We start from the raw sequence: 17,845 nt of genomic DNA on the forward strand, positions 1-17,845 counted from the left end.
AGCGACCCGCGCCCGTTGACCTTACCCTTGGGTCCGAATCCGCCGAACAAATAATCTCTTTAGTTGCAATGCGGAAGATATTAACTCCATTTTGCCGCGTGCATAGTCCTGATTGTCAGGCGATGCCCTTTGTGCTTTGGAACGCTATATTTTCGCGAACGAGATCATCGACATAACGCCTCGGAATGACGCCTTGACCGCCCTTCCCCGGACCCCCGTCCTTTACCTCCTGCTGGCGCTCGCCGCCGGCCTTGCCGCAAGCCCTGCGCGGGCGCAATCCGCTGTCGCCGAGGGCCAGAAGCTCGCCTTCGACCGCGGCAAGGGCAACTGCCTGACCTGCCATGTGATCAAGGGCGGCGACCTGCCGGGAACGATCGGCCCGGAGCTGAAGGACATCAAGTCAAAATACCCTGATCGCAACGAGCTGGTCGCGATCATCTTCGACGAGACCAAGCGCAACCCGCAGACCATGATGCCGCCGTTCGGCCGGAATCGGATTTTGACCGAACAGGAGATCAGCGCGATCGTTGATTTCCTGCAAACCCTGTGACCTCCGGCATCCCAGGAGATTTGAGATGACCACCACCACCGGCCCTCTTCCGACGCGGCGCCTGATCCTTCAAGGCGCAGCCGGCGTCGCGCTGCTCGGCCTCGGCAATCTGCCGTTCGGCGCTACGTCGGCGCTCGCGGCGGCGAACGACAAATATCCGGAAGAGGCGTTCAAGCTGAAGAACGAAGCCGACGCGATCAAGGCGCTGTACGGCAAGACCGCCGAACTGTCCGACAAGATCAAGCTCGATGCGCCGGAGATCGCCGAGAATGGCGGCGTGGTGCCGATCTCGGTGACGACGACGCTCGACAAGGTCACCTCGATCTCGTTCTTCGTTGCCGAGAACCCGAACGCGCTCGCGGCGTCCTACAGGATTCCCGAGGGCACGCTGCCGAGCGTTGCCAATCGCCTGAAGATGGCCAAGACCACCAACGTGACCGCGATCGTGGAAGCCGACGGCAAGCTCTACAGCGCGACCAAAGAGGTCAAGGTCACCGTCGGCGGCTGCGGCGGTTAAGCGAGGACAATCGACATGGCATCCAGCATTCGCGTCCGCGCCACCGCCAACGGCGATATCACCGAGGTGCAGACACTGATCCAGCACCCCATGGACACCGGTCTCGTCAAGGACTCCAAGGGCGAGCTGATCCCTGCGCACTTCATCCAGCGGCTGAAGTTCGAATGCAACGGCAAGGACGTCTTCGTCGCCGATTGGGGCACAGCGGTCTCCAAGGACCCCTACGTCAAGTTCAGCTTCAAGGGCGCCAAGAAAGGCGACGAGCTCAAGATCTCCTGGACCGACAACAAGGGTGCGTCGGACACGACCACCGCGAAGATTTCGTGATGAAGGCCCGCACCTCGCTCCTGCTTGGCTCGCTCAGCGCCGCGCTGGTCGCGTTCGCGCTGACCTCGCCGCGCGTGGTCGCGGCCGACAAGGTCGATCCGGTTGCCGATGCCAAGACGTTCCAGAACTTCTTCTTTCAGAAGTTTGCGGACGTGAAGCACGAGGACTTCGTCAACGGTCCCTACTCCATGAACGCCGACATGAAGCGGCAGTGGCAGGAGAAGGAGGAATTCCCGCCTTACGAGTTCGCGCTCGATGCCGGCAAGGAGATGTTCGCGACGCCGTTCAAGAACGGCAAGACCTATGCCGACTGCTTCCCGAACGGCGGCATCGGCATCCGCCAAAACTATCCCTATTTCGACACCGGGGAAGGCAAGGTCGTCACGCTGGAGCTTGCGCTCAACCGCTGCCGCGAGGCCAATGGGGAAGCCCCCTATTCCTACGTCAAGGACGAGATGGCCTCGCTGACCGCCTACATGGCGTTCACCTCGCGCGGCAAGCCGATGGACATCAAGATTCCCGACGATCCCCGCGCGCTCGAAGCCTTCGAGAACGGCAAGCGCTATTTCTACACCCGCCGCGGCCAGCTGAATTTCTCCTGCGCGAGCTGCCATGTGCAGAGCCCGGGCGAGCGCATCCGCGCCGAGATCCTGGCGCCCGCGCTCGGCATCCTCAACGCGATGCCGATCTACCGCTCCGAATGGAGCGGCATGGGCACGATCAGCCGCCGCTTCGTCACCTGCAACAGCCAGACCCGCGCGGTTCCCCTGGAGCCGCAGTCGGATGAATATCGCGACGTCGAGTATTTCCTCTCCTACGTCGCCAACGGCCTGCCGATTTCAGGCCCAGGGGCACGACCATGAGCGCGGCCATGAAGCTGTCACTTGCCTTGGCCATGCTACTCGCCGTGAGCCTCGCGCCATCCGCGCGCGCGGCCAATGAGGTGGACTACAAGGCGGCCTATGCTGCCGCCGAGGCCGCCTCCAAGGAGGCAGCCGGCATGCGCAACCAGTGGACCGTGACCGTATCGGCGCTCGCCGCCGCCAAGAAGGCGGCCGATGGCGGCGATTTCGACCGCGCGGTTGCCGCCTCGAAGGAAGCCGAGGCGCTGGCGAAGGCGTCGATTGTCCAGGCGACGTCCGAAAAAGAAGCCTGGAAGGCCATGGAAATCCGCTAGAGCGCGATGCGATTAGGATCGCCATGGCGCTTGAGCTGTTTGTTTGAGCATGATCTTTTCGGAAAACCGCTGCGCGCTTTTCCGGATCATGCTTTAGACTTGAGCACGTTGAACTGTCGTAGCCGAGCATAGGCGCGGAGAATCTGGGATGGCCATCCGCCGCCGCGATTTCCTGAAGAGTACAGCCGCTGTCGCCACCTCGCTCAGCCTGCCCCGGCTTGCGCGCGGCGCCGAGACCGCGAGCATTTACGACCTCGAACGGTTCGGCAATGCGCGGATCCTGCACACCACCGACACGCATGCGCAGCTCAACCCGGTCTATTTCCGCGAGCCCAGCGTCAATATCGGCATCGGCGAGATGGCGGGGCGACCACCGCATCTGGTCGGCCGCGCTTTCCTGGAGCGGTTCGGCATCCGGTCCGACAGCGCCGATGCCTACGCCTTCACCTGCTTCGAGTTCGAGAAGTCCGCGGGCCGCTTCGGCAAGCTCGGCGGCTTTGCCCATCTGAAGACGCTGATCGACCGTTTGCGCGGCGATGCCGGCGAGAAGCGCTCGGTGCTCGTCGACGGTGGCGATCTCTGGCAGGGCACCGGGCTTGCCAACACCATGCAGGGCCGCGACATGGTCGAGGTCGCCAACCTGCTCGGCATCGAGGCGATGACCGGCCATTGGGAATTCACCTATGGCGAGCAGGCGCTGCGCGACAATCTCGAGCGCTTCAAGGGCGAGTTTCTGGCGCAGAACGTTTTCCTCACCGAGGAAGCCGCGTTCAACGATGCGCCCGCCTTCGACAAGGCCAGCGGGCGCGTGTTCAAGCCCTCGGTGATCAAGGAGCTCGGCAGCCATCGCGTCGCGATCATCGGCCAGGCGTTTCCCTATGTGCCGATCGCGCATCCCAAGCGCTTCACGCCCGACTGGACCTTCGGCATCCGCGAGGAAGAGCTGCAGAAACACGTCGACGGCCTGCGCAGCACCGACAAGGTCGATGCGGTCATCCTGCTCTCGCACAACGGCATGGACGTCGATCTCAAGCTCGCAAGCCGCGTCACCGGCATCGACGTCATCCTTGGCGGCCATACCCATGACGCCGTGCCGCAGCCGATTGCCGTGACCAATGCCGGCGGCACCACGCTCGTCACCAATGCCGGCTCCAACGGGAAGTTTCTTGGCGTGCTCGATCTCGCGCTCGAGAAGGGCAAGGTCGGCGACGTCAGATATCATCTGCTGCCTGTCTATTCCGAGCTGCTCAAGCCCGATCCGGCCATGGCCGAATTGATCGGCCGGCTGCGCGCGCCGCATGTGACCGACTGGGCGGAGAAGATCGCCACCCCGGATCGCCTGCTCTATCGCCGCGACAATTTCGCCGGGCCCATGGACGAGCTGATCTGCACTGCGCTGCGCACCGAGCTCGACGCCGAGATCGCGCTGTCGCCGGGTTTCCGCTGGGGCGTCACCGCGCTGTCGGGCCAGGCGCTGACCATGGAGGATGTGCTCGCGGAGACCGCGATCAGCTATCCCGAGACCTATGTGCAGGAGATGACCGGCGCAGAGATCAAGAACGTGCTGGAAGACATCTGCGACAACCTCTTCAACGCCGATCCCTATTACCAGCAGGGCGGCGACATGGTGCGCGCCGGCGGGCTCAGCTACACCTGCAGCCCGACGAACGCGATCGGCAGCCGCATCTCGGAGCTGAAGCTCAGTGGCGGCAAGGCGATCAATGCGAGCCACCGCTACAAGGTCGCGGGCTGGGCCTCGGTCAACGGCCAGCAGGGCGCACCGGTGTGGGATGTCGTCGCCAAATATCTGCGCTCGGGCCGGATGCTTCAGGAACGGCTCGGCAGCGGCGTCACGCTGAAGGGCGTCGAGGGCAATCCGGGCATTGCGGGATAGGGATGATGCGGTCGCAAATTCTTCGCGTGCTGATGCTGCTCGCCTGGATGACGATGCCGCAGGCTTTTGCCCAGCAGGTGCCGCTCCAGGACAAGCCGTTCGCCGAGCACAAGATCGTGCTCCAGCTCTCCGACGGCGATGCGAAGAAGCAGGCGCTGGTGCTCAGCGTAGCCAACAATCTCCTGAAAGCCTACGATCCCGACAAGGTTGCGATCGAGGTCGTCGCATTCGGTCCCGGCATCGATCTTCTGCTGTCAGGCAGCGAGCGCCGCAAGCAGGTCGAGAGCCTGATCGCGCAGGGCGTGCGCTTCGACATCTGCCTCAACACGGTCGACACGATCGAGCGGGAGACCGGGAAGCGGCCGGAGTTCATTCCGGCGGCGACACCGGTGCAGGTCGGGGTCGGGCAGATCCTGTTCCTGGCGGAGAACGGGTACACGGTGGTGAGGCCGTAAGCCCGTCCGGAGTTTGGGGCGGCGCCGCCTCGCCACACCCGGTGTCATTCCCCGCGAAGGCGGGGAATCCAGTACGCCGCGGCCCCTCCGTATTTCACGAACGTCTGTGGAATACTGGATCGCCCGGTCAAGCCGGGCGATGACAGCGGTGGGTAGGGCGGCCCCTCGCAGAATAAAAATCTTCCAAATTTTACCGTCTACACAGTGAATTGCTTCTCTTTCTGCCCCGCCCCGTAGTAGAATCCTCGAAATCAGTTCCACACCGGGGCCTGCCCATGATCTTCCGCCAGCTCTTCGACAGCGTTTCGGGCACTTACAGCTATCTGCTCGCGAGCCGCCCCGGTGGCGAGGCGTTGATCCTCGATCCCGTGCTGGAGAAGGTCGATCGCTATTGCCAGCTGCTGCGCGAGCTCGACCTCAAGCTGGTCAAGGCGGTCGACACTCATCTGCATGCCGACCACGTCACCGGGCTCGGCGAGCTGCGCGACCGCACCCATTGCATGACCGTGATGGGCGACCAGACCAAGGCCGACGTGGTGGCGATGCGGGTTGCCGATGGCGACAAGGTGACGATCGAGGGCTTGTCGCTCGACGTGATGTACACGCCCGGCCACACCGACGACTCCTATTCCTATCTGATGGGCGACCGCGTCTTCACCGGCGATACGCTGTTGATCCGCGGCACCGGCCGCACCGATTTCCAGAACGGTTCTTCGCGCGCGCAGTATGAGTCGATTTTCAACCGGCTGCTGAAACTGCCTGATGAGACGATGGTGTTTCCGGCGCACGACTACAAGGGCGACACCGTCTCCACCATCGGCGAGGAGAAGCGCTACAATCCGCGGCTCCAGGTGCGCTCGGTCGACGAATATATCGAGCTGATGGCGAACCTGAAGCTGCCCAATCCGAAGATGATGGACGTGGCGGTGCCCGCCAACATGCGCGTCGGCCTGCATCAGGAGGAACTGGAGAAGGAAGGCCGCGCGCTCAGCGCCGCGGAGGCGATCCGTTCGCTCCACCGGCCCGACATCCTGCTTGTCGATCTCCGCGAGACCAATGAGCGCATGAAGCACGGCATGCTCGAAGGCGCGCTGCACACGCCCTATCCGTCGGTCGAGGAGAGCCTGAAGCCCGGCGGCATGCTGCGCGAGGTCGCCGCCGCCACGGGCCGCCGAGTCGTGTTCTTCTGCGCCTTCGGCGAGCGCTCGGCGATGGCGGTGGCCGCCGCGAAGGATGCGGGATTATCGAACACCGCGCACATTGCCGGCGGCATCGATGCCTGGAAGAAGGCGGGCGGGCCGGTGGTGCGTTGACACCCCGTCTTGCGGCAGATCAGGAAGCCCACATATTTTCCGGATAGAATCGGGTGCAGCATCACCATCCGGGACCAGCCATGGCCAAAACCGCCAAGCCAAGCGAGCCGCCGAAGACGAAGACGGCTGACGACAAGGCAAAGACACCCCCGCCTCCGCGCGATTTCGACGACGACTACGAGGACGGCGACATCGCCACGCCGAAGCGGGATCGCTACGGCAATGACGACGAGCCGTTGTGAGGGGGTAGCCCCAAACACCGCTGTCGTCCCCATGAACGCAGGGACGACAGCGGGGATGCAGCCCCCACCCGCACTACCTGCCATGCGCCTGCGTTCATGGACAAATAACCGCTCTCCCCGATAGTTTGCCCATCCCCTCCAGGATGTGAAAACGGAACTGCAATGGCCGATGTTCTCGCCGCACCGCAACAAGGCAAGGCGGACAGCGCGCTGCGTACCCTGACGGGAATCTCGATCGCGCATTGGGTCAGCCATTTCCATCTGCTGGTCCTGCCGATGCTGTTTCCGTTCCTGAAGGAGAAGCTCGGCGTCGGCTATGTCGAACTCGGCTTTGCGCTGACCGTGTCCGCGGTGGTGTCGGGGCTGACGCAGGCGCCGACCGGCTATCTCGTCGACCATTTTGGCGCGCGGAAGCTTCTGCTGTGCGGCCTCACGCTCGGCGGCCTCGCGCTGATCCTGCTCGGCCTGCATCTCAGCTACCCCGCGCTGATCGCCTGCGCGGTGCTGCTCGGACTCGCCAACAGCGTCTATCACCCCGCCGACTACGCCATCCTCGCCGAGCACATGGACGAGGCACGGATGGGCCGTGCCTTCTCGGTCCACACCTTTGCCGGCTATCTCGGCGGCGCGGTGACGCCGGCGATCGTGGCTGCGCTGGTCACGGTGTCCGGCGGTGTCGGCGCGCTGATCGCCTCGGGCGCGATCGCCATCCTGGTGGCGCTGCTGCTGGTGGCCATGGGCATCCCCGAAGCCGGCGCGCACAAGAAGAAGCCGGGCCACGCAGCCGCGCCGAAGCAGGCCGTGATCACGCCGGCGCTGATCATGCTCACTGTGCTGTTCACGCTGCTCAGCCTGTCGGTCGCCGGCATCAACAATTTCGGCGTGGTGGCGCTGATGAGCGGCTATGGGGCGTCCTATTCGATCGCCAATGTCGCGCTGACGGCGTTCCTTGGCTGCAGCGCCGTGGGTGTGCTCGCGGGCGGCTTCCTCGCCGATTACACCGAGCATCACGGCTATGTCGCCGCCGCCTGCTTTGCCGCCAACGCAGCGATCGTGCTGCTGATCGCGCTGGTCACGCTGCCCGGCTGGGTCTTGACCGCGACGATGGCGACCGCGGGCTTCCTCTCCGGCGTGATCGCCCCGTCGCGGGACATGCTGGTGCGCAACGCCGCGCCTCCCGGCGCCGCCGGGCGCGCCTTCGGCATCGTCTCCACCGGCTTCAATCTCGGCGGCATCGTCTCGCCGCTGCTGTTCGGCTGGATCATGGACCAAAGCGCGCCGCACTGGGTGTTCGGGGCCTCCGTGATCTTCATGCTGGCGACGGTGGTGCTGTCGCCGTTCACCGAGCGGCGGGCGCAAGGTAAGGCGAATTGAGCGGTCAATATCGCTACAAATTCAACTGTCGTCCCCGCGAACGCGGGGACCCATAACCACAGGGAGGAGTCGTAGTGCAAGACCGGTAACTCCGAGTCTTCGCCAAACACCTCCCTGTGGCTATGGGTCCCGGATCTGCGCTTCGCTTGTCCGGGACGACGGCTGAGAGAGACGAGCAAAACACAACACAACAAGACAAAACGGGAAGAAACACCATGAGCACCCCTGATCTCGTGATCCGCGGCGGCACTGTTGCGGATGGAAGCGGCGGCGAGCTGTTCGAGGCTGACGTCGCGATCTCCGGCGGCAGGATCAGTGAGGTCGGGAAAGTTTCGGCGAAGGGACAAGAAGAGATCGACGCGCGCGGAAAACTGGTGACGCCGGGCTTCGTTGACGTGCACACCCATTACGACGGCCAGGTCACCTGGAGCCAGGACATCACGCCGTCCTCGCAGAACGGCGTCACCACGGCGATCATGGGCAATTGCGGCGTCGGCTTCGCGCCGTGCAAGCCCGCCGATCACACCCGTCTGATCCAGCTGATGGAAGGCGTCGAGGACATTCCGGAACCAGTGCTGAGTGCCGGCATTCCCTGGGCCTGGGAGAGCTTTCCGGATTACATGAACTGGCTGTCCAAGCGCGATTTCGACATCGATGTCGGCGCGCAGCTGCCGCATGCCGCGCTGCGCGTCTATGTCATGGGCGAGCGCGGCGCGCGCCGCGATCCCTCGACCGCCGAGGACAACGCTGCGATGGCGAAGCTCGCGGGCGAGGCGGTGCGCTCCGGCGCGCTCGGCTTCTCGACCTCCCGCACGCTCAACCACCGCACCTCGACCGGCGATTTCACCCCGACGCTGAAAGCCGGCGAGGACGAGCTGACCGCGATCGCCGGCGCGATGCATCGCGAGGGCCGCAGCGTGCTGCAATTCGTGCTTGATCTCTCGACCATCCACGAAGATCTGCCGATGATGCTGCGGGTCGCGGACGCCACGAAGTGCCCGATCTCGTTCTCGATCACGCAGAACGACAAGGCGCCCGACCGCTGGCGCCAGACGCTGGACGAGATCAATGCGGCGGCCAAGCGCGGCCTTTCCATCGCCGCGCAGATCGCGGCACGCCCGGTCGGCCTCCTGCTCGGGCTCGAGCTGTCGCGAAACCCGTTCCAGACCCATCCGAGCTACAAGGCGATCGCGCATTTGCCGCTGACGGAGCGGCTGGCGCGGTTGCACCAGAGCGAGGTGCGCAAGGCGATCCTCAGCGAGACGGCGACGTCGACCGACGATCCGCTGTTCTTCCGTCCGAACTACGACAAGATGTTCCTGCTCGGCGATCCCCCCGACTACGAGCAGCCGCCGGAGAACGCGCTGGGCCCGCAGGCGCGCAGGCAGGGCCGCCAGCCGGAGGAGCTCGCCTATGATGCGATGCTGTCGGGAGAGGGCCGCGGCATGCTCTACGTGCCGTTCCTCAATTATGCCGACGGCAATCTCGATGCGACGCGCGAGATGCTGATCGATCCGCAATCGGTGCCGGGCCTGTCCGACGGCGGCGCGCATTGCGGCATCATCTGCGATGCCAGCTTCCCGACCTATCTGCTGACGCACTGGACGCGCGACCGCAAGCGCGGCGAGAAGCTGACGATCCCGTTCGTGGTCGCCGCGCAGTCGCGCAAGACCGCGCTCTCGGTCGGCCTCACCGATCGCGGGCTTATCGCGCCCGGCTACAAGGCCGACGTCAACGTGATCGACTACGACCGCCTGCACCTGCATCCGCCGAAGGTGCATTACGATCTGCCGGTCGGCGGTCGCAGGCTGTTGCAGGATGTCGACGGCTATGAGGCGACGATCGTGTCGGGCGTGCTGACGCGGCGGCACGGCGAGGCCACGGGGCAGCGGCCGGGCAAGCTGATTCGTGGCGCGCAGGGGATGAATTAGGCGAGGGCTGTCGCTGAGGCGCACAAGCCGCGCCTCACTCCCCGCTGTCGTCCCCGCGAACGCGGGGACCCATAACCACAGGGAGAAATTTGGCGAAGACTCGGAGTTACGAGCTTCCGCCAAACTTCTCCCTGTGGTTATGGATCCCGGATCGGCGCTCCGCTTCGCTGCGCTTGTCCGGGACGACAGTTGTGGTTGGGGCGAACAGCTTGCCTTGCAGCCCGCTTACGTCGGCGAGACCGCGCCTTTCAGCGGGGCGGGCTGCGCCGCCGCACCACCCGTGAGCCTCGCCTTTTCCGTGTTCGGCCAGAGCAGCAAGAGGCCGAGCAGGCCAGAGCCGACCATGACGGCGGCGTTGATGCTGAAGCCGGTCATGTAGCCATCGAGCATGCTGCCGGCGTGCTGGATCACGGTGCCCATCACGTTCGGCGCGATGATGCCCGAGAGCGTGTAGAGCGCTCCGTAGATCGCGAGGATGGCGCCGCGCTGCGATACCGGCGTGAACTCGCCGAGCATGGGCGGGCAGACGACGTAGATCGCGCCGCACAGGCCGGTGCCGACCACGAGCAGGACGATCTGGAAGCTCGCGCCCTGGACATGCGGCATCATCGCCAGGATCAGCCCGCCGATCACCAGCGGCACCGCGCCGAGCACGCCGCGGGCGATGCGGGTGTTGTAGCCGCGGGCCATCATCACCTGCGAGATCCACCCCGTGAGAATCACGATGGTGGCACCGAACACCCAGGGCAGGATCGAGATGAAGCCAGCCTGGCTCTGCGAGAAGCCGAGACCCTTGACGATGAAAGGCGTGAACCAGGTGAGGCCGAGCGACAGCGCCCAGTAAGCGCCGAAGGTCGCCGCGACGCAGCCGATGAAGGTGCGCGAGGTGAGAAGCTGCAGGTAGGGAATCGCCGGCTCGGTCGCGGCCGAGACCTGCGTGCTCTCGAGCGGCCCTTCCTTGCCGAGCGCGAGCCAGGCCGCAACCCAGATCAGGCCTACGACGCCAAGGGCACCGAAGGCATAGTGCCAGGAGTGATTGACGATGACCCAGTTCAGCGCCGGCACCGCGAGGATGACGCCGAAGGCCGAGCCTTGCGACAGGATCGCGGTCGGCAGCGTGCGCTTCTCGTCGGGGAACCATTTGTAGATCGCGTGCGCGGCGACCGAGAAGGCCGGACCCTCGCCCGCGCCGAGCACGATGCGGCAGATCAGGAGCGTGGTGAAAGAGACGGTGCCGACCATCGGAAACTGTGCCAGCGCCCAGATCACGGCCAGCGTGAGCAGCACCCAGCGCGTCGGCACCTTGTTGACGATGAAGCCGACGACGATGGCCGAGATCGAGAACAGGAAGAAGAACGAGGAGCCGAGCAGGCCGAATTGCTCGGCGCTGAGCTTCATGTCGGTCATGATCGGCACGCCGGCGAGGCCGACGACGATCTTGTCGGCGAAGTTTACCAGCATGAAGAGAAAGAGCAGAAACGTGACGGTCCAGGCGCCCTTCGGCGTTTCTTTGGACGTCCCTGCCGTCGTACCCGCCGCGGACGGCATTCCCTGAGCGCTCATGATTCTCCCCGTCTGTGTTTTTTGGCACTTTTTTGATTTGGCCTTCGTGAAGCTAACAACGGCTGCGACAGCAACGCAACCCCGGCATTTCCCCACCAAGTGTGCTACGCAACATTTCCGTTAATTCCGCCCGGCGCCATTCATCGTGCTGACTATCCGAAATCTCTCCAAGACCTTCGCCTCGGCCGGTGAGCCGGTTCACGTGCTGCGCGGCGTCGATCTCGACCTTAGGGCAGGCGAGCGCGTGGCGCTGACCGGCGAGTCCGGCAGCGGCAAGAGCACGCTGCTGCACCTGATCGCCGGCCTCGATGCCGCCGACGGCGGCTCGATCCGGCTGGAGGATATCGAGGTCACCAAGCTCTCCGACGCCGGGCGCGCAGAGCTGCGGCGCGACCGCATCGGCCTCGTGTTCCAGCAGTTCAACCTGATCCCGTCTCTCTCGGTCGCCGACAATCTCGCCTTCCAGGCGCGGATCGCCGGCCGGCATGATGCGGCCTGGACCAAAGAGCTGGTCGAGCGGCTCGGGCTCGGCCAGCTGCTCAGGCGTTATCCGGAGCAATTATCGGGCGGCCAGCAGCAGCGCGTCGCGATCGGCCGCGCGCTCGCGACAAAGCCCTCGCTGCTGCTCGCGGACGAGCCGACCGGCAATCTGGACGAAGACACCGCCGACGACGTGCTGGCGCTGACGCGCGACCTCGTCGCGCGCACCGGCTGCGGCTTCCTGATGGTGACGCACAGCCTGCATCTGGCCGGCACGCTCGACCGCCACGTCACCCTGCATGCGGGGCGGATCGCATGAGACGCGCGCTGTGGGTCCTCGCCGTGCTGCTCAGCCATTGGCGGCGTCACAAGATGCAGTTCGCAACGCTCCTGATCGGCCTGATCGCGGCGACCGCCTTGTGGAGCGGCGTGCAGGCGATCAACCAGCAGGCCCGCAACGCCTATGACCGCGCCGCGGCGACATTCGGCGGCGTGCGCACGGCCATGCTGGTGGCGCCGAATGCGGCGACGTTCTCCCAAGACTTGTTCGTCAAGCTCCGCCGCGCCGGCTGGCCGGTCTCGCCAGTGCTGGAAGGACGCGTCCAGGTCAACGGACGCTCGGTGCGGCTGCTCGGCATCGAACCGGTGACTTTGCCGACCGATGTCGGCAACGCGCCGCGCCCTGGAGCCTCTGATTTGAGCGGCTTCGTTGCCCCGCCCGGTCAGACATTGGTGGCGCGGGAGACGCTGAGCGATCTGCAGGAGCAGGAGGGCGCGGCGCCACCGATCAGCAGCGGCGCAAAGCTGCCGCCGCTGCGCGTGCTGCCGCAGCTCGTACCCGATGTGCTAGTGGTCGATATCGGCGTGGCGCAGCGGCTGCTGAACAAGCCAGATCAGGTCTCGCGGCTCCTCATCGGCAAGCCGAAGGGCAAGCCGGCGCCGCTGCAAGACGTCGTCGGCGATCAGTTGCAACGGGTCGAGCCGAATGCGGAGACGGAGCTCGAGCGCCTCACCGACAGTTTTCATCTCAACCTCACGGCCTTCGGCCTGTTGTCGTTCTTCGTCGGCCTCTTCATCGTCAATTCGGCCGTGGGCCTCGCCTTCGAGCAGCGGCTGCCGATGCTGCGCACCTTGCGGGCCTGCGGTGCCTCGGCGCGGCTGGTCAACACGGTGCTGGTGATCGAGCTGGTGGCGCTGGCGCTGGTCGCAGGATTGATCGGGCTCGTCTGTGGCTATTTCATCGCGGCGGCGCTTCTCCCCGATGTCGCGGCCTCGCTGCGCGGGCTCTACGGCGCGCAGATCCCGGGGCAACTCACATTGCGGCCTGAATGGTGGCTCGCCGGGATCGGCATCAGCATTGCGGGCGCGCTTGTTGCGGCGGCGACCAGCCTGATCAAGGCGATCAGGATGCCGGTGCTGGCGACGGCGCAGCCGCGCGCCTGGCAGCAGCGGCAGCGGCGCTGGCTGATTCTGCAGAGCCTTGCCGCCGGCGCCGTGTTCGCGGTTGCGCTGCTGCTGCTTCATTACGGCGTGTCGCTGATCGCGGGATTCGGCGTGCTGGCGGCGCTGATGTTAGGTGCGGCGCTGATCCTGCCGGCCTTCCTCGAAATCATCCTGCTCGCCGGCCAGCGCACGGCGCAAGGTCCGCTATCGCTGTGGTTCTGGGCGGATAGCCGGCAACAGCTGTCGGGACTGTCGCTGGCGCTGATGGCGTTGCTGCTCGCGCTCGCCGTCAATGTCGGGGTGTCCACCATGGTGGAAACCTTCAGCCGCACCTTCATCGGCTGGCTCAACGGGCGGCTCGCCGCCGACGTCTACATCAGCGCGGCCGACAATTCGCAGGGCGTTGCGATCCGCAACTGGCTGAAGGAGCGCAGCGACGTACAGGCGATCCTGTCGGGCGGACGCGCCGAGACGCAGGTTCAGGGCCAGCCGGTGGAATTGTTCGGCCTGCCCGACCACCCGCTCTATCGCGAGCGCTGGCCGCTGCTGGAGACCGCGCCGCGCGCCTGGACTCAGCTCGTGCCGGGCAATGCCGCCTTCATCAGCGAGCAGCTCAGCCGCCGCCTCAACGTCCGCGTCGGCGATGTGATCGAGGTGCCGGCGCCGGGCGGGACGTGGGAGCTCGACATCGTCGGCATCTATGCCGATTACGGCAACCCCAAGGGCCAGCTCGCGGTGAATGTCGCGGCGCTGATCCGGCATTTTCCGCAGACGCCGCAGACCCGGATTGGCCTGATCGTCGCGAAGGACAATATCGCCGGCCTGATCGCGGCGCTGCAGAAGCAGTTCGCGCTCGACGATCGCAGCGTCGCCGACCAGGCGACGGTGAAGGCGGAATCGATCCGCATCTTCAATCGCACCTTTGCCGTCACGTCGGCGCTGAACGCCTTCACGCTCGGCGTCGCCGGCATTGCGCTCCTGACCAGCCTGCTGACGCTGGCGAACTCGCGCCTGCCGCAGCTCGCGCCGCTGTGGGCGGTCGGCATCACGCGGCCGCGCCTTGCCGCGATCGAGTTGACCAAGACGCTGTCGGTCGCGCTGTTCACCTCGCTCCTGGCCGTGCCGCTCGGGCTCCTGGTGGCGTGGTGCCTGATCGCGATCGTGAACGTAAAGGCGTTCGGCTGGCGGCTGCCGTTCCACGTCTTTCCGCTGCAACTGGTCGAGCTGGTTGCGGTGGCGCTGCTCGCTTCGCTGCTTGCAGCGCTGCTGCCGATGGTGCGGCTGGCGCGGATGCAGCCGGCGAGCCTCGTCAAGGTGTTTGCCAATGAGCGCTGATCGGATCTCCCGGCGCGCCTTTGCCGGCGGCCTCGCCGCACTCGCTCTCGCACGCCGCGCCAGCGCGCAAGGTTATGCCGGGCTCGGCGAGACCGCCGACGGCTTTGCCAAGGTGACGCCGGGAAAGGCCTTTGCTTTCCCAGCCGATCACGGGCCGCATCCGGAGTTTCGCATCGAATGGTGGTATCTCACGGCGAATCTCATCGACAGCAGCGGCGCGGCGTGCGGCCTGCAATGGACGCTGTTTCGGCAGGCGGCGCGGCCGGGGCCGCAAGGCGAAGGCTGGGCCAATCAGCAGATCTGGATGGCGCATGCCGCAGTGACGCGCGCAGGCACGCACCGCTTCAGCGAAGTGTTTTCGCGCGGCGGGATCGGACAGGCCGACGTCACGGACAAGCCGTTCGCGGCCTGGATCGATGATTGGGAGATGAAAGGTTTTGAAAAGACCGGCGACCACATCTTGGCGCCGTTGACGCTGAAGGCCTCGGGCACCGACTTCAGCTACGCGTTGACGCTGGAGGCCGATCGTCCGGTGGTGCTGCAGGGCGACCACGGCTACAGCCGCAAATCGGAGCGCGGACAGGCGTCGTATTATTACAGCCAGCCGTTCTATCGTGCGCGCGGCACGCTCACCATCGACGACAAGCCTGTCGATGTTTCCGGGCAAGCCTGGATGGACCGCGAATGGAGCAGCCAGCCGCTCGATGCCGACCAGACCGGCTGGGACTGGCTGTCGCTGCATCTCGCATCCGGCGACAAGCTGATGCTGTACCGGCTGCGCCAGAAGGACGGCAAGGATTATCCGTTCGGCAACTGGATCAGCGCCGCCGGCGACACACAGATGATTGCGGGCAATGATATCCAGATGAGTCCGAAAGCAACGGCCGAGGTCGCGGGCCGCAAGCTGCCGGTGGAATGGCAGATCGCGATTCCCTCGCGCTCGTTCTCGATTCTTTGCAAGCCGCTCAATCCGAAGGCATGGATGGGGACGGGCTTCTCCTATTGGGAGGGCCCGATCAGCTTTGCCGGCACGCATGACGGCGTTGGCTATCTCGAGTTGACGGGCTATTGAAGCGCGGTCTCTAAGGGGATTCGCGATGTATCATCTCACCGCTCTCGTCACGCTGCTGGCGATCGCATTTTATTTCTTCACCTGCATCAACGTCTCGCGCTCGCGCACCCAAACCGGCGTCAAGGTGCCGGCGATGTCGGGCCATCCGGATTTCGAGCGCGCGTTCCGCATCCAGATGAACACGCTGGAATGGATGCCGATCTTCCTGCCGGCACTCTGGTTGTTCGCGATCTATATCGGCGATGCCGTTGCGGCCGGGATCGGCGCGGTGTGGATCATCGGCCGCATCGTCTATTTCATCGGCTATTCGCAGGCCGCCGCAAAACGCGGCCCGGGTTTCGCGATCCAGGCGCTGGCCGCAATCGCGCTGTGGGCGGGGGCGTTGGGCGCGGTGGTGTTGCGGATGGTGTGAGGGAAGGTCGCGCCTCAATCTCAGTCGTCGTCCCGGACAAGCGCAGCGAAGCGAAGCGCCGATCCGGGACCCATATCCACAGGGAGTAGTTTGGCGCGAGCTGGTAACTCCGAGTCTCCGTAACCACACCGGCCTGTGGTTATGGGTCCCGGATCGGCGCGCGCTTGAGGCGCGCTTGTCCGGGACGACAGCGGAATGTGTGGCGCTGGCGCCGGACTCGGAGCTTCGAGATTCCGGGTTCGATGCTTCGCATCGCCCCGGAATGACGCTACGCGTCACTTCGTCAGCGGGCAGCCGCTGTCCTTGGCGGAGAAGAACGCCTTGTCGCCGGGAACGGTGGCGAGCAGCTTGTAATAATCCCAGGGCTTCTTCGACTCCGAGGGCTTCTTGACCTCGAACAGATACATGTCGTGGACCATGCGGCCGTTCTCGAGCACCTTGCCGCCTTGCGCGAAATCGTCGTTGACCGGTAGCTCCTTCAGCTTCTTGGAAACGGCCTCCGGGTCTTTGGTGCCGGCGGCCTTGACCGCCTTCAGGTAGCTCAGCGTCGCCGAATAGGTGCCGGCATGGATCATGCTCGGCATCCGGCCGGTGCGCTTGAGGAAGCGTTCGCCGAGATTGCGGGTCTTGTCGTTGAGATCCCAGTAATAGCCCTCGGTCAGCACCAGACCTTGCGCGGCCTGAAGACCGAGGCCGTTCACCTCGGCAAGCGTCATCAGGAGGCCCGCGAGCTTCTGGCCGCCGGAGACGATGCCAAACTCGGCCGCCTGCTTGATCGAGTTGGTGGTGTCGAGGCCGGCATTGGCGAGACCGACGATCTTCGCCTTCGAACTCTGCGCCTGCAGCAGGAAGGAGGAGAAGTCGGAGGAGTTGAGCGGCACGCGCACCGAGCCGACCACCTTGCCGCCATTGGCGGTGACGATCTCGCTGGTGTCCTTCTCCAGCGCATAGCCGAAGGCGTAGTCCGCGGTGAGGAAGAACCAGGTGTCGCCGCCGGCCTTGGTCAGCGCACCGCCGGTGCCGACGCCGAGCGCGCGGGTGTCATAGGCCCAGTGGAAGCCGTAGGGCTGGCAGGCATCGCCGGTGAGCCGCGAGGTCGCGGCGCCGACGACGATGTCGACCTTCTTCTTCTCCTTGGAAAGCTCGTGGACCGCGAGCGCGACCGAGGAGGTCGTCAGCTCCGTGATCATGTCGACGTTCTCGACGTCATACCAGCGCCGGGCGATCGAGGTCGCAAGGTCAGGCTTGTTCTGGTGGTCGGCGGTGACGAGCTCGATCTTCTGGCCCAAAACCTCGCCGCCAAAATCCTCGATCGCCATCTTGGCGGCCTCGACCGACCATTTGCCACCATAGTCGGCATAGACGCCGGACTGATCGTTGAGGATGCCGATCTTGACGCCTTGCGCGGAGGCCGGTGCCGCCAGCAGCAGGGCCGACATTGCGACGGCGGCCAAAAGGGATGATTTCATGAGTTAGCTCCCAGCAGTGTTCTGTTTTGAAATCGCGCGGATAGTAGTGAAGAACCCCGGCCCTGCCCATCCATTTCATGTTGGTCGTTAGTATGGAGGGAGCGCGCCAAACAACAGCTGTCGTCCCGGACGAGCGAAGCGAAGATCCGGGACCCATAACCACAGGGAGTGGTTTGACGAAGACTCGTGGTTACCCCCTTCGCGCCACCACTTCTCCCTGGGGTTATGGGTCCCCGCCTTCGCGGGGACGACAGCGGTGGGTGTGGAGGTGCCGATGGCAACCTGACCATC

17 protein-coding genes are annotated in these 17,845 nt (G+C 65.0%); 15 read left to right on the top strand and 2 right to left on the bottom strand.

The window, feature by feature from the left end; genetic code table 11:
• The first annotated feature begins 193 nt into the window (after positions 1-193).
• The 11 genes from soxX to WN72_RS45710 all read left to right on the top strand — a co-directional run bounded on the left by soxX (position 194) and on the right by WN72_RS45710 (position 9,780).
• Positions 194-550, top strand: a complete 357-nt coding sequence (gene soxX, locus WN72_RS45660) for a sulfur oxidation c-type cytochrome SoxX (protein WP_027563197.1) — start codon at positions 194-196, stop codon at positions 548-550.
• A 25-nt stretch (positions 551-575) separates the two neighbouring features.
• Positions 576-1,067, top strand: a complete 492-nt coding sequence (gene soxY, locus WN72_RS45665; RefSeq protein WP_027563198.1) for a thiosulfate oxidation carrier protein SoxY — start codon at positions 576-578, stop codon at positions 1,065-1,067.
• 15 nt (positions 1,068-1,082) lie between these two features.
• Positions 1,083-1,394: a thiosulfate oxidation carrier complex protein SoxZ gene (gene soxZ, locus WN72_RS45670; protein WP_027563199.1), complete on the top strand. Its 312-nt coding sequence runs from the start codon at positions 1,083-1,085 to the stop codon at positions 1,392-1,394.
• Positions 1,394-2,257, top strand: coding sequence for a sulfur oxidation c-type cytochrome SoxA (soxA, locus tag WN72_RS45675; protein ID WP_167380577.1), 864 nt, complete (start codon positions 1,394-1,396; stop codon positions 2,255-2,257). Before soxZ ends, soxA begins: the two co-directional genes overlap by 1 nt.
• Positions 2,258-2,265: 8 nt before the next feature.
• A complete protein-coding gene (locus WN72_RS45680) occupies positions 2,266-2,571 on the top strand; it encodes a hypothetical protein (protein ID WP_027563201.1) in 306 nt (101 codons plus the stop codon).
• Positions 2,572-2,719: 148 nt separating this feature from the next.
• Positions 2,720-4,465 (top strand): thiosulfohydrolase SoxB, encoded by a 1,746-nt coding sequence (gene soxB, locus WN72_RS45685; protein WP_092212028.1) that lies wholly within the window; start codon positions 2,720-2,722, stop codon positions 4,463-4,465.
• A gap of 2 nt (positions 4,466-4,467) precedes the next feature.
• Positions 4,468-4,920: a DsrE family protein gene (locus tag WN72_RS45690; protein WP_027563203.1), complete on the top strand. Its 453-nt coding sequence runs from the start codon at positions 4,468-4,470 to the stop codon at positions 4,918-4,920.
• A gap of 275 nt (positions 4,921-5,195) precedes the next feature.
• Positions 5,196-6,233, top strand: coding sequence for an MBL fold metallo-hydrolase (locus tag WN72_RS45695; protein WP_027563204.1), 1,038 nt, complete (start codon positions 5,196-5,198; stop codon positions 6,231-6,233).
• An 80-nt stretch (positions 6,234-6,313) separates the two neighbouring features.
• Positions 6,314-6,475 (top strand): hypothetical protein, encoded by a 162-nt coding sequence (locus tag WN72_RS45700; RefSeq protein WP_035730608.1) that lies wholly within the window; start codon positions 6,314-6,316, stop codon positions 6,473-6,475.
• A gap of 162 nt (positions 6,476-6,637) precedes the next feature.
• Entirely contained in the window at positions 6,638-7,849 is a 1,212-nt protein-coding gene (locus tag WN72_RS45705; protein ID WP_027563205.1) for an MFS transporter, read from the top strand.
• A gap of 215 nt (positions 7,850-8,064) precedes the next feature.
• Entirely contained in the window at positions 8,065-9,780 is a 1,716-nt protein-coding gene (locus WN72_RS45710; protein WP_092212022.1) for an N-acyl-D-amino-acid deacylase family protein, read from the top strand.
• A gap of 225 nt (positions 9,781-10,005) precedes the next feature.
• Here WN72_RS45710 and WN72_RS45715 read toward each other — a convergent pair whose 3' ends face one another.
• A complete protein-coding gene (locus tag WN72_RS45715; RefSeq protein ID WP_092212020.1) occupies positions 10,006-11,343 on the bottom strand; it encodes an MFS transporter in 1,338 nt (445 codons plus the stop codon).
• Positions 11,344-11,488: 145 nt separating this feature from the next.
• Between WN72_RS45715 and WN72_RS45720 the strand changes: the two genes are divergently transcribed.
• From WN72_RS45720 to WN72_RS45735, 4 genes are read left to right on the top strand one after another with little or no spacing between them, the layout of a single operon-like run.
• Positions 11,489-12,142, top strand: coding sequence for an ABC transporter ATP-binding protein (locus WN72_RS45720; protein WP_027563208.1), 654 nt, complete (start codon positions 11,489-11,491; stop codon positions 12,140-12,142).
• Complete coding sequence (locus WN72_RS45725; protein ID WP_092212018.1) at positions 12,139-14,601, top strand: FtsX-like permease family protein; 2,463 nt, start codon at positions 12,139-12,141, stop codon at positions 14,599-14,601. The genes WN72_RS45720 and WN72_RS45725 overlap by 4 nt, the downstream gene beginning before the upstream one ends.
• A complete protein-coding gene (locus WN72_RS45730; protein WP_092212016.1) occupies positions 14,591-15,673 on the top strand; it encodes a lipocalin-like domain-containing protein in 1,083 nt (360 codons plus the stop codon). The genes WN72_RS45725 and WN72_RS45730 overlap by 11 nt, the downstream gene beginning before the upstream one ends.
• Positions 15,674-15,698: 25 nt before the next feature.
• Positions 15,699-16,085, top strand: coding sequence for an MAPEG family protein (locus WN72_RS45735; protein WP_092212014.1), 387 nt, complete (start codon positions 15,699-15,701; stop codon positions 16,083-16,085).
• Positions 16,086-16,360: 275 nt separating this feature from the next.
• On the opposite strand, the gene WN72_RS45740 is transcribed toward WN72_RS45735, so the two are convergent.
• On the bottom strand, positions 16,361-17,554 hold the full coding sequence (locus WN72_RS45740; protein WP_027563212.1) for an ABC transporter substrate-binding protein: 1,194 nt from the start codon (positions 17,552-17,554) through the stop codon (positions 16,361-16,363).
• Between the last annotated feature and the right edge of the window lie 291 nt (positions 17,555-17,845).

Source organism: Bradyrhizobium arachidis (assembly GCF_015291705.1).
Taxonomy (GTDB): domain Bacteria; phylum Pseudomonadota; class Alphaproteobacteria; order Rhizobiales; family Xanthobacteraceae; genus Bradyrhizobium; species Bradyrhizobium arachidis.

Bases quoted from the DNA above. Each gene is read 5' to 3' on its own strand.
- soxY (WP_027563198.1), top strand. From the start codon at position 576: ATGACCACCACCACCGGCCCTCTTCCGACGCGGCGCCTGATCCTTCAA.
- soxZ (WP_027563199.1), top strand. From the start codon at position 1,083: ATGGCATCCAGCATTCGCGTCCGCGCCACCGCCAACGGCGATATCACC.
- soxA (WP_167380577.1), top strand. From the start codon at position 1,394: ATGAAGGCCCGCACCTCGCTCCTGCTTGGCTCGCTCAGCGCCGCGCTG.
- WN72_RS45680 (WP_027563201.1), top strand. From the start codon at position 2,266: ATGAAGCTGTCACTTGCCTTGGCCATGCTACTCGCCGTGAGCCTCGCG.
- soxB (WP_092212028.1), top strand. From the start codon at position 2,720: ATGGCCATCCGCCGCCGCGATTTCCTGAAGAGTACAGCCGCTGTCGCC.
- WN72_RS45690 (WP_027563203.1), top strand. From the start codon at position 4,468: ATGATGCGGTCGCAAATTCTTCGCGTGCTGATGCTGCTCGCCTGGATG.
- WN72_RS45695 (WP_027563204.1), top strand. From the start codon at position 5,196: ATGATCTTCCGCCAGCTCTTCGACAGCGTTTCGGGCACTTACAGCTAT.
- WN72_RS45700 (WP_035730608.1), top strand. From the start codon at position 6,314: ATGGCCAAAACCGCCAAGCCAAGCGAGCCGCCGAAGACGAAGACGGCT.
- WN72_RS45705 (WP_027563205.1), top strand. From the start codon at position 6,638: ATGGCCGATGTTCTCGCCGCACCGCAACAAGGCAAGGCGGACAGCGCG.
- WN72_RS45710 (WP_092212022.1), top strand. From the start codon at position 8,065: ATGAGCACCCCTGATCTCGTGATCCGCGGCGGCACTGTTGCGGATGGA.
- WN72_RS45715 (WP_092212020.1), bottom strand. From the start codon at position 11,343: ATGAGCGCTCAGGGAATGCCGTCCGCGGCGGGTACGACGGCAGGGACG.
- WN72_RS45725 (WP_092212018.1), top strand. From the start codon at position 12,139: ATGAGACGCGCGCTGTGGGTCCTCGCCGTGCTGCTCAGCCATTGGCGG.
- WN72_RS45730 (WP_092212016.1), top strand. From the start codon at position 14,591: ATGAGCGCTGATCGGATCTCCCGGCGCGCCTTTGCCGGCGGCCTCGCC.
- WN72_RS45735 (WP_092212014.1), top strand. From the start codon at position 15,699: ATGTATCATCTCACCGCTCTCGTCACGCTGCTGGCGATCGCATTTTAT.
- WN72_RS45740 (WP_027563212.1), bottom strand. From the start codon at position 17,554: ATGAAATCATCCCTTTTGGCCGCCGTCGCAATGTCGGCCCTGCTGCTG.